This is a genomic window from Nostoc sp. (assembly GCF_036919815.1).
In the GTDB taxonomy this organism is placed as follows: domain Bacteria; phylum Cyanobacteriota; class Cyanobacteriia; order Cyanobacteriales; family Nostocaceae; genus Nostoc.
Genome location: NZ_JBALCE010000073.1, coordinates 90,599 through 106,043 on the forward strand (window position 1 = coordinate 90,599; position 15,445 = coordinate 106,043).

At 43.4% G+C, this 15,445-nt stretch carries 10 protein-coding genes and 1 pseudogene; 3 read left to right on the top strand and 8 right to left on the bottom strand.

Going from position 1 to position 15,445, the window contains the following annotated elements:
• Nucleotides 1–127: 127 nt before the first annotated feature.
• From ovoA to V7K15_RS17440, 3 genes are all read right to left on the bottom strand, one after another.
• Entirely contained in the window at nucleotides 128–1,492 is a 1,365-nt protein-coding gene (gene ovoA, locus V7K15_RS17430; protein WP_334907071.1) for a 5-histidylcysteine sulfoxide synthase, read from the bottom strand.
• A gap of 347 nt (nucleotides 1,493–1,839) precedes the next feature.
• Nucleotides 1,840–3,996 (bottom strand): polyribonucleotide nucleotidyltransferase, encoded by a 2,157-nt coding sequence (locus tag V7K15_RS17435; RefSeq protein ID WP_334907073.1) that lies wholly within the window; start codon nucleotides 3,994–3,996, stop codon nucleotides 1,840–1,842.
• A 101-nt stretch (nucleotides 3,997–4,097) separates the two neighbouring features.
• Complete coding sequence (locus tag V7K15_RS17440) at nucleotides 4,098–4,643, bottom strand: GNAT family N-acetyltransferase (protein WP_334907075.1); 546 nt, start codon at nucleotides 4,641–4,643, stop codon at nucleotides 4,098–4,100.
• 177 nt (nucleotides 4,644–4,820) lie between these two features.
• On the opposite strand from V7K15_RS17440, the gene V7K15_RS17445 reads away from it, so the two are divergent.
• From V7K15_RS17445 to V7K15_RS17455, 3 genes are all read left to right on the top strand, one after another.
• Nucleotides 4,821–5,621 carry a transposase family protein gene (locus V7K15_RS17445; RefSeq protein WP_334907077.1) on the top strand — a complete coding sequence of 267 codons (801 nt, stop codon included), beginning with the start codon at nucleotides 4,821–4,823 and terminating at the stop codon, nucleotides 5,619–5,621.
• 317 nt (nucleotides 5,622–5,938) lie between these two features.
• Complete coding sequence (locus tag V7K15_RS17450) at nucleotides 5,939–10,681, top strand: SNF2-related protein (protein ID WP_334907079.1); 4,743 nt, start codon at nucleotides 5,939–5,941, stop codon at nucleotides 10,679–10,681.
• Between the two features lie 78 nt (nucleotides 10,682–10,759).
• Nucleotides 10,760–11,596 (top strand): SWIM zinc finger family protein, encoded by an 837-nt coding sequence (locus V7K15_RS17455; protein ID WP_334907080.1) that lies wholly within the window; start codon nucleotides 10,760–10,762, stop codon nucleotides 11,594–11,596.
• A 52-nt stretch (nucleotides 11,597–11,648) separates the two neighbouring features.
• Here the strand turns inward: V7K15_RS17455 and V7K15_RS17460 are convergent, their stop codons facing one another.
• The 5 genes and pseudogenes from V7K15_RS17460 to V7K15_RS17480 all read right to left on the bottom strand — a co-directional run.
• The gene (locus V7K15_RS17460) at nucleotides 11,649–13,166 is read right to left on the bottom strand and encodes a beta strand repeat-containing protein (protein WP_334907081.1); all 1,518 of its coding nucleotides are present in this window, start codon (nucleotides 13,164–13,166) and stop codon (nucleotides 11,649–11,651) included.
• Between the two features lie 145 nt (nucleotides 13,167–13,311).
• Nucleotides 13,312–13,464, bottom strand: coding sequence for a hypothetical protein (locus tag V7K15_RS17465; RefSeq protein ID WP_334907083.1), 153 nt, complete (start codon nucleotides 13,462–13,464; stop codon nucleotides 13,312–13,314).
• A 176-nt stretch (nucleotides 13,465–13,640) separates the two neighbouring features.
• On the bottom strand, nucleotides 13,641–13,826 hold the full coding sequence (locus V7K15_RS17470) for a PCP reductase family protein (RefSeq protein WP_334907085.1): 186 nt from the start codon (nucleotides 13,824–13,826) through the stop codon (nucleotides 13,641–13,643).
• A gap of 121 nt (nucleotides 13,827–13,947) precedes the next feature.
• Entirely contained in the window at nucleotides 13,948–15,339 is a 1,392-nt protein-coding gene (gene psbC / locus V7K15_RS17475; protein ID WP_292798601.1) for a photosystem II reaction center protein CP43, read from the bottom strand.
• Nucleotides 15,323–15,445: pseudogene (locus V7K15_RS17480) on the bottom strand (photosystem II D2 protein (photosystem q(a) protein)); the annotation flags it as partial. The pseudogene V7K15_RS17480 and the gene psbC, both read right to left, overlap by 17 nt.

The window sequence follows — 15,445 nt, forward strand, 5'->3', positions numbered from 1 at the left end:
TTCCCTCTCCTTTATAAGGAGAGGGATTGAGGGTGAGGTAAGCCAGGGATATAAATTATATGTTATTTAATTTTTATTCCTAACTCCTGAATTCTGTTTGAAAAATTAGCACCCCATTGTTCCTAGACTACCGATAATCTCCTTTCAAATCTTGAGCAATTCTAAAACCAGCGTGTTGATGAAAGTAGGGACGAAACCAGTTGCGATAGGTTGGTAATGCCATTGAACCATTAGTTGCCCATGAACCGCCGAGCATCATCTGATGTTTGCCATCAAAAAAGGGTGCTGCTTGGTCTTCGTAAAGCGGATGAGGTTCAAATCCTGGTAGGGCGTTGAAAGTGTCCCCTAGCCATTCCCAAACATTTCCTCTAAGATCATAAAGCCCACAACTACTATTAGCTGGTTTGAACATTCCCACTGGGCTAGGGGAAATGAATTGTAAGTTGAGATTATAGTTAGTTGATGAGTGGTTATCCTCACAGGTAAGTAAGGCTTGATTCCATTCTGCTTCAGTCATCAAGCGTATTTCTGAGCCTTGAGAGCGACAAAATGCGATCGCTTCGTAGTAATTAACTTCCACAGGCCAGTCTAGGGGTAAGTCTATCTCGTTGAATGTGGCTCGATAACGGTAGCCATCCTCGAAGGGTATCCAGAATTTGGGATGTTCTACGTTGTAGAGTTGCTTCCAATTCCCAGATTCACTATCCCAATAGTCGGAATTTTTGTAACCACCAGCTTGAACAAATTTCAGATATTCTCCGTTAGTGATTAGATGTTGACTAGCTAAAAACGGTTTAACTTCAACAGTGCGATCGCCATATTCGCTATCCCAACCATAGGTAAGATCATCCTGGGGTTTTCCTAGTTTCACCACACCACCTGGAACCCGGCGCATTTCATTGTTGGGAATGTTCCCGTTACTAGGTGCGTAATTCCAGCCTGAGGGACGTTTTAGACGATCGCTAGGCAATTGACGCACTAGCATCGAAGAGGTTTCAAAGTGAATCCGACTATGTTCTATTCCCATCAGCAAAGCCCAGAAGGGATGCTGTTGATGAATTGGGAGATCCAGGGAAGTATTTTGAATTAGATTTGCGATCGCTTCTCGTGCCTTGTCCCGATATTGCCAAACTTTTTCGACATCAGGCCAGCTAACCCCTTTCATCGCTGCGTCAAGTTCCGTCGGTGTTTCTGGATCAACTCCGATTTCAAATAGGGTTTCGTATTGGGAATTAATTCGAGCTTTTATTAAACCAACGCCAATTAACTTGTTGATCAAAAAAACTGCTGAGTGACCAAGATAAAAAATTATCCGGTTTCTTAAAGGATCAGGGTTAAGATAAAAAGTTTCTTCCCCGACCAAACTTTTCATGAGTATTTCTTCAAGTTCCCAAGAATTTTCAAAGTAGTTGAGAAGGCTTTGTGAACTGCAATCATTGAGTGTGGGAACTTGATTTGATTTCAGTTTATTTATCGTTGAAACTAAACTCATGATATTTTTGACCGAAGATTAATTGCACAAATTACATAAATTATGACTGATTACAAGAAAAAGTGTTTTTGATCACATTTTTTCTGTGTCGCCATGATCGGGCAATTTGCTCAATTTGTAAATAGATAAAATATGTATTTTAAAATACTCAACCTACGGATTGACAGAATAATATAAATAATGAATTGACGTTAACTAGAGTCTAAAAAACCTAACAACTATATCTGATGACCGCAAAGTTGTATCAAGTTAAGAGTTGTGCAACTAATTAGAGAAGCATACGGCGATGCCTTCACAGTAGGCATCGCGGATTTTAGATTTAATCTAATCTAAAATCCCAAATCGAGTTACCGATTCACCGCCGCAGCTTCCCGTGCTGCTGCTGCTTGATCTGGGTGAATACCCAAGCGTGTGAGATTAATCCGACCTTTGTTATCAATTTCGCGCACTTTGATAATCACTTCATCGCCCACTGCAACTTCATCCTCAACTTTGCCAACGCGGTAATCAGCAAGTTGTGAAATATGGATCATACCTTCTTTTCCAGGCAGAAATTCCACAAATGCACCTATGGGTATAATCCGAGTGATGCGTCCGGCATAGACATCCCCTTCGTTCAGCTTGCGGGTCATACCTTGGATGATGTTTTTGGCTCTCTTGGCCTTGTTCTCATCTACAGCAGAAATTGTCACCGTACCATCATCTTCGATGTCAATTTTGGCACCAGTTTCCTCGGTGATCCCCTTAATAGTCTTGCCTCCAGGACCGATGATCAGACCAATCATGTCTGAATCAATCTTGATTGTTAACAGACGTGGGGCATAAGGTGAGGTTTCGGTACGCGGCTGGTCAATACAGGCGAGCATTTTCTCCAAAATGTGTAACCGGGCTGATTTAGCTTGGTGGACAGCTTGGGAAATAACGTCTAACGACAGACCAGGGATTTTCATATCCATTTGCAAGGCGGTAATCCCGACATCCGTGCCGGCAACTTTGAAGTCCATGTCCCCCAAAAAGTCTTCAATGCCCTGAATGTCAGTCAGGATTCGCACTTCGTCCCCATCCTTAATCAGACCCATTGCTGCGCCACTGACGGGTTTGAGAATTGGCACACCAGCATCCATCAGGGCTAGGGTGGAACCGCACACTGAACCCATTGAGGTGGAACCATTGGAGGAAAGTACTTCCGATACGATCCGAATCACGTAGGGAAAATCTTCTTTTGACGGTAGCACAGGTATTATCGCTCGCTCTGCTAATGCGCCGTGACCAATTTCGCGCCTTCCGGGAGTACGCAATGGCTTGGTTTCCCCAACTGAGAAAGGCGGGAAGTTGTAATGATGCAGATAACGCTTGTGTTGATCTAGCTGCATATCATCGTTGAGGTTTTGGGCATCCCCAGGTGTACCTAGAGTACAAGCGGATAATACCTGAGTTAGTTCCCGGTTAAATAAACCGCTCCCGTGGACTCGCTTTGGTAAGACATTAACTAAACAAGAAACAGGACGCACTTGATCGAGTTTGCGACCATCAACGCGAACGTTATCTTCGATGATTTGCCGCCGCATGAAGTATTTGGTAATATCTTTAAAAGTGTTCCCAAGTGCTTTGCTATTTGCAGTTGCGGCAACTCGAATTGGGTCTTCATGTGACAGTTCAGTGATCGTCGTGGCAATTTCATCCTTGACGACATCTAAAGCTGCATCGCGTTCGGGTTTGGTGAAATGAAATTGAGAGAGGATTTTCTTGATTTGGCTGCTAGCGCGATCGCGGATATAATTTTCTAGCGTCTGGTCTACTTCTGGTGGTGCTGCTTGCACTATTACCAGACCCAGTTCTGCGATTAAATCTTGCTGCGCTTTGATTAAGTCCCGCACTGCTTCATAACCAAAGTCAATCGCCTCAATAATATCTCGCTCTGGCAACTGATTGGCTCCCGCCTCCACCATGATTACGCCATGTGGTGAACCGGCTACTACCAAATCCAAGTCTCCAGCTTCAATTTCTGCGTATGTGGGGTTAATAATGAAATCATCTCCCACTAAACCAACCCGCACTGCTGCCATTGGCCCATTAAAAGGAATCTGGGCAATTAGGGTAGCGATCGAAGCACCTGTAACTGCTAGCACATCGGGTGGTACTAACTCGTCCATCGACATCGTGATCGCAATAATTTGCAGGTCATCCCGTAGCCATGAGGGAAACAGGGGACGCATGGGACGGTCTATAAGACGGCTGGTGAGAATTGTTTTTTCTGGGGGACGACCTTCTCGGCGCATGATCCCGCCGGGAATCCTACCAGCTGCATACAGCCTTTCTTCGTAATCTACTGTGAGTGGAAGAAAATCAATGCCTTCTCTGGCTTGCGATCGCGTAGCCGTGACTAAAACGGATGTGTCCCCTGATTCTATCAACACCGACCCACCAGCCTGGGGAGCTAGTAAGCCTACTTTCAGTCGAATATCCCTACCATCGAAGGATATTGACTTATCAACTTCTGCCATTCAGTTTTTTTTCCTTCTCTTTCGCTATTCTCTTTCTGTGGCAATCCTAACATTTATGCACTATGACTGACTTCTGGTACATACAAAGATAGATAAGTCGTTCAACCCAAAGCACGATACATGATCAGCGCGTCTACCACTTGTTGATCTCCTAGCTTGGCTGCACGCCCAATCCGCCCAATGATCTCAAATCCTAACGACTGCCAAAGTGTAATTGAAGGTATATTAGTTTCAAAGACCAAATTAAACATTACTGCCTCATAACCAAGGTTAGCTGCTATCAAAAGCATCGCTTCTCCCATGAATCGCCCTATCCCCTGACCGCGTAACTCAGGTTGTACAATAAAACCAGCGTTGCAAATATGACTACACCGACCGGGAAAGTTTGGTTTTAAGTAAAACGCCCCTAATATTTCTTTTGGCTTGTGTGTAGCATCTCCAACCGATGTCCTGATAACAAAGGCATCCTTACTCAACCAGTAAGCTGAAAATTCTGCCGGAGATAGAGGTTGCTTTTGGGGATAAGTTTTACCTTCAACAATTACAACATTAAGTAATGCTCTTACAACCTCCTGTTCTTGAGGATGTATATAATCTAGTTCAACTAGTATCCCGCTTTTTAAAACTTGAACAAGGGGAAAATCCATTAATTAATAATCTTTATGCGGATTGATTGCGGAAATACTTATTATATGCATTTGCCGGAAAGATATTCGGAAAAAATGTAAAAAGTAGAATATTGGCAATTTGAATTATTAGACTTATCCTTAATATAAATAGCATGAGATAATAAAAAGCTGGAGTAAAAATTATGTGGAAAGAATATGACAAGTCCTTTAGAAAGAATTGAATCGTATCCTCATGAAGCTAAACGCCTAATTGGAATTAGTTATGACCAGTTTTTAGCATTGGTCGGCTTGGCAGAGCAAAGGCATATAGAAAAACAGGCAGAAATTGAAAAAAAGAAAATTCGGATTATCGCTCCTGGAGGCGGGCGTAAACCAGAGATGTCAGCCAAAGAAGGAATATGCTTATGTCTAGTTTACCTGAGACAAAAACCAATTTTTGAGATTTTAGGGTTGCTGTTTGACTTTTCCAAAACTAAAGCCAATGATACCTTCAATTATTGGGTAGATATTTTGCGAGATATTTTACCAGCATCTCAAATAGAAGAAGTATCAACAGATAGTCAAAAATATCAAGAATTACAGCGAATGCTGTCTAAATACGAATTAATTGTCGATAGCGCTGAACAAGCAACGGCAAGACCTGTAGACTATCAAGAGCAAAAACGATACTACTCTGGCAAGAAAAAAATGCACACTTTGAAAAATCAATTTATTGTTCTACCTGGAGGGGAAGATATTATCGATGTCTGTGTCGGAATGTTAGGGAAGACAAGCGATATTAATTTATTTCGAGAAACCCGCCATAAATTTACTGACACACAACAGTTTCTTGGCGATAAAGCCTATATAGGAGATGATGCCATTACTACCCCTCATAAGAAACGAAAAAATACAGAAATCTCGGAATTACAAAAACAAGAGAATAAAGAACTCTCGTCACGCCGAATCGCTGTTGAACACATGATATGTCGGGTCAAAATAAAACGAGATAGCTAGTGATAGATTCCGTCTAGCTCGGCATCGATATAATCAGGTAATTCTGGCTGTTTGTGGGCTGGTAAGGTTACGAATTAATCGGTTATTTTCTGTTACACTTAGTACTTAATTTGCGATTTTTAAATTCATTTATTCTGATTCTACGTTTCTGCTCTAATTCCATTTTTTTCTCTCTCGATGCCTTCAAACCCTCATTTCCTCGTACAGCCAGATGGCGATCGCTCATTCCGTGCAAATCCTTGTAACTCTCTCCTGGTAAGCTTTCATGATTCGCGGATGAGTCTATTTAATTTTTGGAAAATCTGAGTAGTTAGCAAATGGCGATTTTACACGGGAATTGGTTACTAAAAAATCAAAATGGTTGTTTATTTATTTGGGGAGAAACTTGGCGATCGCCACGAGTAAATTTCGATCCGAGTGGATCTGGAGATATACCACTACATCCATTGGCAATGACATCAGTTGAATTGAGTGAGTGGTTGCGTTCGCAAAACATGGCAATTACCAACTTCATCCACCAACCCCAAGTTGCGTTGGCTACTACTGGGCGAGCCTCCAAAGGAGGAGCTACGCTAACGCGCAAAGCCGCCATTGCTACTGAGATCAGTTTGCCAACGCATTCCCAAATAATTGCCCTACCAACTTATATCCCAGAAGGCAGTGGCGAAGGAACAGCAGCGATTTTCCCGGTGCATTCTGCCAGCTTAGGGTTAGACACAGACGCCCCGCAATATTTGCAACCGTGGCGAGTCGAGGGTTTTTGTTTCAACCCCAGCGAAGCAGTAAAATTTCTCACGGCTGTTCCCCTAAATGCTACTAACGGCGAAGATGCCTTTTTGGGAGGAGATTTACGCTTTTGGTCGCAGGTTGCCCGGTGGAGTTTAGATTTAATCTCGCGGTGTAAGTTTTTACCAAGAATTCAGCGAGAATCAGATGGTGCATTTGCCACTAAATGGCAAGTACTTCTAGACAGTGCTGTAGATGGAACCCGCCTAGAAAAATTTTCTGCGAATATGCCGTTGGTTTGTCGTACTTATCAAGAAGGAGTGGGGGGAGAAGAATTAATAATCAATGCCCAATGCCCAATGCCCAATGCCCAATGCCCAATCTCTGTAGACTTTCCAACCGAACCTCAAGAATTACTTTTGGGATTTCTCAACAGTACGATAGATGCCCAAGTGCGAGAAATGGCGGGTTCTCAACCTCCAATGGAAGCTAAAGCAATGTCTACGACGGGCAGCACCTACGCATCTTTATCAGTTGCGGTACGACAGTGGTTGCAAGCTTTGACTACTGCATCTGGTACAGTCAATGCAGATGCAATTGAAGTGGAACGACTGGAAGCGGCACTGAAGGCTTGGACTATGCCGCTACAATACCAATTAACTCTTAAAAGTCTATTTCGTACCTGTTTTCAACTGCGTTCTCCAGAGTCTGGCGAAACAGATTGGACATTGGCGTATTTCCTGCAAGCGGCTGACGATCCGAAGTTTTTGGTAGATGCGGCAACTATTTGGAATCATCCAGTTGAACAATTAATTTATGAAAATCGGACAATTGAGCAACCACAAGAAACATTTTTGCGAGGTTTAGGGCTAGCTTCCCGATTATACCCAGCGATGTCTGGCGACAAGGCGCAAAGCGCCTACGCACCCAGTTTAGAAACCGAATATCCCCAATCTTGCCGTCTCACTCCCATCCAAGCTTATGAGTTTATCAAAGCTGTAGCTTGGAGGTTGGAAGACAGTGGTTTAGGTGTAATTTTGCCTCCCAGTTTAGCGAACCGTGAAGGATGGGCGAACCGTTTGGGTTTGAAAATTACTGCCGAAACCCCAAAGACAAAGCAGGGACGTTTAGGGTTACAGAGTCTACTAAATTTTCAATGGCAATTGGCAATTGGTGGACAAACTATTTCCAAAGCTGAGTTTGATAAACTTGTGGCTTTAAATAGTCCGCTAGTAGAAATTAACGGCGAGTGGGTAGAATTGCGATCGCAAGATATCAAGACAGCCCAAACTTTTTTTACCACCCGCAAAGACCAAATGGCGCTTTCCTTAGAAGATGCCTTGCGTTTCAGTACAGGGGATACCCAGGTAATTGAAAAGTTACCAGTGGTCAGCTTTGAGGCTTCTGGGGCATTGCAAGAGTTGATTGGGGCGCTAACAAATAATCAGGCGATCGCACCTTTTCCCACACCAACAGGTTTTCAAGGACAGTTGCGACCTTATCAAGAACGAGGCGCAGCTTGGCTGTCATTCTTGGAACGTTGGGGCTTGGGTGCGTGTCTCGCCGACGATATGGGATTGGGTAAATGCGTAGCAAATAATACATTACTAGATGTAAACGGACTGTTACACACAGCCGAGACAATCTGGACAACTCACGCTGGAGAAACAGAGTTTGACGGCGAAGGATTTTGGGCTAACCCCACAGAGCAATTATTAGTTAATTCCATAGATGAAAAAACTGGCAAAATCGTCCAAGCTAATGTCAGACGGTTATATCGGCAGCAAGTCCGCGAGAAATTACGAAAAGTCACGCTAGAAGACGGTAATAGTATCACCATTACCCGTCGTCACAAGCTGCTGACAAGCAAAGGTTGGACAAATAACTTACAGGTAGGTGATTACGTTTGTGTACCAGGTAAAACGCTTTGGAATGGACAACCGCAAGATCCTGATTTAGTCAAATTTCTCGCTTGGCAGATTGCCGAAGGGCATGAACTACCCGATGTAGGAAGAGTCACAATATCTCAAAAAGACACCAGAGTACTAGACGATCTACTCCAGACTTGCCAACGCATTCAAAAGCGCTATAACCTCAAAATTAACAGCCCTAATATCTGCACCTCTCCTAATAGAGTTCCTTGTCTTCGAGTTAACAGCCAAGCCTATCGGCGATTTTTAGAAGCTAAAGGTTATGTTTCGGGAAAACTGTCGGCAGAAAAATCTATTCCGCCTTTCATCATGCAGGCAGACTTGAATAGTGTGCGGATATTTTTACAAAACTATTTTGATGCTGAATCTGCTGTGGTTTTGAGTATGGGGAGTATCGAGATTTCTACAGCTTCGGCTTTACTAATTCAGCAACTTTCTACTCTGTTACGTCGTTTCGGCATTTGGTTGCGAATATCGCCCAAACTGAAGTGTGCCACTAATGGAACTCGTACTTTTCGCACCTACTATATCGGTGTAATTGGAGGAAATTCTGCCCGCAGATTTTGGCAAAAAATTGGTTTTAATAACTCAGAAAAGCAGCAGAAATTAGAGCAAATTTGTCAACTGGTTAGCAACACAAATATTGAAGGAATTCCGGCTTCTGATATTGTTGCCCAAACAGTCAGAGCAACGGGACTACCATTGCGGCATTTTGGAATGCACAACACTGTTTACATTAATGGCTCACAGCAATTTTCTAAAGATAGTTTACAGCGAGTAATAGTTGGGATGAGCCGCATGATTAGTGGAGAAGCCCAAGAGCAGTATCAGCTACTAAAACCTTCCAAGTGGACAACTCAAACTTTGTCAGCCTATGGCAACCTAGATGTAGAACAGTTGAGCTTAACGAGAGAGTCTTTGCAATGTCTTCTCGATCAAGAGGTCTTTTATTGCCGGATTGAGGGTATTGAAGATGTGGAGTATGAAGGGTGGGTTTACGACTTTGAAGTTAGCAAACATCACAATTTCGTTGCTAACAATATTATTTGTCATAACACTATCCAGTTCATCGCTTTTCTGCTGCACTTGAAAGAACAAGATGCACTCGAAAATCCCACTTTACTGGTTTGTCCAACTTCTGTTTTAGGTAACTGGGAAAGGGAAGTTAATAAATTTGCACCAAGCCTGAAAATTTTGCAATATCACGGTGACAAACGTCCAAAAGGCAAAGCGTTTTTAGAAGCGGTTAAAAATCATGATTTAATCGTTACTAGCTACTCACTTTTGCATCGAGATATCAAGTCATTGCAAAGCGTCTCTTGGCAGATAATAGTTTTAGATGAAGCGCAAAATGTGAAAAATCCAGAGGCGAAGCAATCAAAAGCAGTGCGGCAATTATCAGCTACCTTTCGCATTGCATTGACGGGGACACCAGTAGAAAATAGACTGCAAGAATTATGGTCTATTTTAGATTTTCTGAATCCAGGATATTTAGGCAATAAGCAATTTTTCCAACGTCGGTTTGCGATGCCAATTGAAAAGTATGGGGATACAGCTTCTTTGGTTCAGTTACGTTCATTAGTTCAACCATTTATACTGCGGCGATTGAAAAGCGATCGCGAGATCATTCAAGACTTGCCAGATAAGCAAGAAATGACCGTATTTTGCGGTTTAACTGGCGAACAAGCTGCACTTTATCAACAAGTTGTAGAAGCATCTTTAGCAGAGATTGAATCTGCTGAAGGATTACAACGGCGGGGGATGATTTTGGCTTTACTAATCAAACTCAAACAAATCTGCAATCACCCAGCCCAATACTTGAAACAGGCGACATTAGAGCAACATAACTCAGCCAAACTTCTGCGCTTAGAAGAAATGTTAGAAGAAGTTTTAGCAGAAAGTGATAGAGCTTTAATCTTTACACAATTTGCTGAGTGGGGTAAGTTACTTAAACCCTATTTAGAAAAACAGCTAGGGCGAGAAATATTCTTTTTATATGGTAGCACCAGTAAAAAACAACGAGAGGAAATGATCGACCGTTTCCAACACGATCCCCAAGGTCCCCCGATTATGATTCTTTCTCTGAAAGCAGGCGGAGTAGGACTGAATTTAACACGAGCAAATCATGTATTCCATTTTGACAGATGGTGGAATCCTGCCGTGGAAAATCAAGCCACAGATAGAGTATTTCGGATTGGTCAAACCCGGAATGTGCAAGTACATAAATTTGTTTGCACTGGTACATTAGAAGAAAAAATTCATGACATGATTGAAAGTAAGAAACAATTGGCTGAACAAGTTGTGGGTGCTGGTGAAGAGTGGTTAACTGAAATGGATACAGACCAACTTCGCAACTTACTAATACTTGACCGGAGTGCAGTAATTGACGATGATGCAGAATAAATTCGTAGTAAGGACTTTAGTCCTTGAATTGAATGATAAATCACTCACTACAAACCTCTGAAAATTGCTGTAGCAGATATGACTAATTACACATTACAAGCAAGCCGCGAATGGTGGTCACAACAATGGCTAGATTTGCTAGATTCCTATCGCTTTAAAAAGCGTTTAGAACGTGCGAGAAACTATGCTCGTCAAGGAAATGTTTTGAGCATTGAGTTTAAAGGTGCAAAAGTATTGGCTAGGGTGCAAGGTAGTGAAATCGAACCTTATAAAGTTTCCCTTTCTCTGGAACCTTTTAGTGATGAACAGTGGGGTTATGTAATTGAAACCATGTCCCAAAGGGCAATTTTTGCCGCGAAACTTTTGGCAGGAGAAATGCCACAAAATATAGAACAAGTGTTCACAGCTAATGGTCTTTCCATATTTCCATTTACCCTTGCTGATATCCAGAGTAAATGCTCTTGCCCTGATAAAGTAAATCCCTGCAAACACGTTGGTGCGGTATACTATCAGTTAGGCGATCGCTTCAGTGAAGACCCTTTTATACTATTTCAATTGCGCGGACGTACCAAAGAGCAAATTATCAGCGATTTACGTCAATTACGTAGTGCCAAGATTGAACCCAATACGCCAGAAACGCTTGATGTTCAACAGTCAATTCCTAATAACAAATACTCTGTAAAAATTGACTCTTTCTGGCAATACAATGAGCCACTAGAGTCATCCTTGGTAGTGATTGCACCGTCCACTAGCGAGATGGTATTAGATGTATTAGGAGCAATCCCCCTAGCAAAGGAAGAGGAAAATGCAGTAAATTCAACTTCGAGTGATGTGGTAATGAAGTATTTGAATACGGTTTACAGAGATGTGAGCCAGAAGGCTTTTTTAGCAGCAATGAATGTGGGAAGAAGTTGATATTAATTCGGAATTCGTAATTATTCTTCGTGAGATTGTTGTAATTTTAGTTTCAGACCAAAGTGCTGTAGTACAAAGAGCCATCTGCAAAGATAAAATTCTCAAAGCCTGTTGTGGACAGTGTAATAACATTTTTATTGTTATTGAAACTGATGTTAGCTGGGTTTAGGGCATTACCTGAAATTACACCAGAAAAAGTGAGTTCAGAGCGATTGAAAGCACTGAGGTCTAAGGTATCAAAACCTTTTCCACCATCCACAGTCCCAGTACCAAACCCTTTGAAGTAGTCATTTCCTGCATCTAGATCAATGTTGATACCACCACCAATAGTAACTTTTTGTTTAACTTCATTGATGGTACTAGTGGCTGTAATTTTGTCATTGCCATTGCCAGTCTTGATAGTTCCTTTTCCATAAATGCCATAGGCAGTACCACCAATTGTTGCTGTAGCCTGTCCGGTAAGAATGTCACAACCATTCCCAGTATCAATTACTCCGTCGTTGAAGATGCCATAGGCAGTACCGCCAAAGACCCCAATGCCGCCAATAGCGCCAATACCGATGCCTGTGATTGTGTCATTTCCATCCCCAGTTTTGAGACTACCATTATTGCTGATGCCAGTCCCTACACCAGCTTCGCCGGACGAATATCCGTTAGCGCCCTTGCCGCCCATACCGATGCCTGTGATCGTGTCTTTTCCATCTCCGGTATCCAGTTGCCCACTGTTGCTGATGCCAGTCCCAAATCCACCGCCACCGCCGCCCTGACCAGTGCCAGTTATAGTGTCATTTCCTGAGCCTGTATTGAGACTGCCATTATTCCTGATGCCAGTCCCTACACCGCCATCGCCGGATGCAAGCCCTCTAGTGTCGGCAATGCCGCCCATACCGATGCCAGCGATCGCGTCATTTCCGTCTCCGGTATCCAGTTGCCCAGTGTTGCTGATGCCAGTCCCATATCCACCGCCGCCGCTATAGCGGCCGTAAGCACCAGTGCCGCCCTGACCAGTGCCAGTGATAATATCATTGCCCAACCCAGTATTCAGTTTGCCACTGTTGCTGATGCCAGTCCCATATCCACCTTTGCCGCCACCGGAGAATTGACCGTTGCCGCTTCCGCCGTTGCCGCTAGTGCCATTGCCGATGATAGTGTCATTGCCCAACCCAGTATTAAGGATGCCAATGTTACTGATGCCTGTCCCTGAACCGCCATTGTTGCCAAAAGTGCCAGAGCCGCCAGCAGCAAAATCATCTGCACCGTTGCCTCCACGACCCCCAATGCCCTTACCGATGATAGCGTCGTTGCCCGACCCAGTATTCAGATTGCCATTATTGCTGATGCCGATTCCAGCACCGCCTTCGCTGCCATTGACGTTCTTACCGATAGCACCATCAGCCCCTTTACCGCCAGTGCCGTTGCCTTTAATGGTGTCCTTTCCTAAGCCTGTATCAATGAAACCTCCAGTTAAAATATCAATCCCAATTGCTGGAAATTTATTTAAATCTTCCCCAACTAAAGTGTCGTCACCAGCAGTGCCTGTGAAATTGGGTGGAACAGTCAATTTAGGCATAATTAAAATTCCCTAAATTTAGATGAGTATGGTCAGTTCGCTCATTTGGATTGTTGCTTGGCTTTGCCTTTTGACAGCGCGACTACTTACTTTTCTTCAACTAACCTATTAATATACTACATCTTTGAAATGGTAATATTCGTATTCAGGTAAAGGTGTGATACTTTCCAAAATAGTGCGTGCGATTGTAAGCTAACATTGCTGCCCCATGTCCTAAGTCTTTTAGAAGATTTTCAAACTGTTGCCAGCTGATGTCATGCAGAATTACTCGGTCTGCTCGATTCTTGACGATTGTCATTGTTACGACCTCCAGAATGTTTTATAAAAAAGAAGAACTCAGGAGTCAGAATTCTGTATGGAATACTGGCTTAAAACCTAAAACCTTATGAGCGAAATAAAGTTTAAACATTGTTCGTTATTAAAACTCTATCTTTTATAGGTAGAGTATTCTGAATTCTGTATTCTGACTCCTTTTTATTGTCCAAACTCAAGCCTAGCCTGTTCTACCAAATCAGCTGTCACAACCTCTTGCTCTGCTTCACGAGCCAGCTGTTCAATTCGGGCTTTAGCTTGACTGCGGACAAAAAAGGGAATATTTTGTAACTTCTCCTTAGCTTCAGATGTCCATTGCAAAGCATCAATAAAATTGGAATCGCTCATAGTATTAATTACCTTGGTAAGTCGCTCAGTAGATTACTAATTTTCCTATAAAAAAAGCCCTTGCTTTTATGCAAGAGCCTCTAAATTATTTAGTTGTCAGTGATGAGATAAACTTTACAACCTAGTCGAGGTTGTCCATAAACATCACTGGCTCAGTATCACGGTTAATCCCTTTCTCAAAACCACCAGCAGCTGCCCGTGCGCGACCAGCGTGCCACAAGTGACCAACTAGGAAGAAGAACCCTAGTACGAAGTGAGAAGTCGCCAACCAAGCGCGAGGAGATACGTAGTTGAAGGAGTTAATCTCGGTAGCCACACCACCCACGGAGTTCAAAGAACCCAGAGGAGCGTGGGTCATGTATTCAGCAGCGCGACGAGCTTGCCAAGGCTGAATATCATTCTTGATTTTTTCCAGGTCAAGACCATTAGGACCACGTAGAGGCTCCAACCAAGGGCCGCGGAAATCCCAGAAGCGCATGGTTTCACCACCGAAAATGATTTCACCAGTGGGAGAGCGCATCAGGTATTTACCCAATCCTGTGGGACCTTGGGCAGAACCGACGTTAGCACCCAAGCGTTGGTCACGAATCAAGAAGGTCAAAGCCTGAGCTTGAGAAGCTTCCGGACCCGTAGGACCGTAAAATTCGCTGGGATAAACGGTGTTGTTAAACCAAACAAAGAGCGAGGCAATGAAGCCCATCAGGGAGAGAGCGCCCAAGCTGTAGGAGAGGTAAGCCTCACCAGACCAGATGGATGCACGACGGGACCAAGCAAATGGCTTGGTGAGAATGTGGAAAATACCGCCAGCAATACAGATAAAGGCAATCCAGATGTGACCACCGACCACATCTTCTAAGTTATTGACGCTGACAATCCAGCCTTCGCCACCGAAGGGAGACTTGATTACATAACCGAAGATAACCGCAGGGTTTAATGTCGGATTGGTAATAATCCGAACATCACCACCGCCTGGTGCCCAGGTGTCATACAAACCACCAAAGAACATTGCCTTTAGCACTAACAGCAGCGCACCGCATCCCAAAATAATCAGGTGGAACCCGATGATATTGGTCATCTTGTTCTTATCTTTCCAGTCGTAACCAAAGAAAGAAGAGTATTCTTCTAAGGTTTCTGGACCACGGACTGCATGATAGATACCGCCAAAGCCAAGGACGGCTGAGGAAATTAGGTGGAGTACACCGACAACAAAGTAGGGGAAGGTGTCGATGACTTCACCACCAGCACCAACACCCCAACCCTGAGTGGCGAGGTGAGGTAACAAAATCAAGCCCTGCTCGTACATGGGCTTTTCAGGAATGAAGTGAGCGACTTCAAATAAAGTCATCGCTCCAGCCCAGAATACAATCAAACCAGCGTGGGCAACGTGGGCACCCAGTAGTTTGCCAGATAGGTTGATTAAGCGTGCGTTACCAGACCACCAAGCAAATCCAGTGGATTCTTGGTCGCGTCCAGTACCGCCTAAAATATTTGGTCTATTAGAGAGCGTTACCACGTGGTAATACCTCCTCAGGGAATACAAATTGTTCGTGGGGTTGATCTTGAGGAGCCATCCAAGCGCGGATACCCTCATTCAGCAAAATGTTTTTGGTATAGAAGGT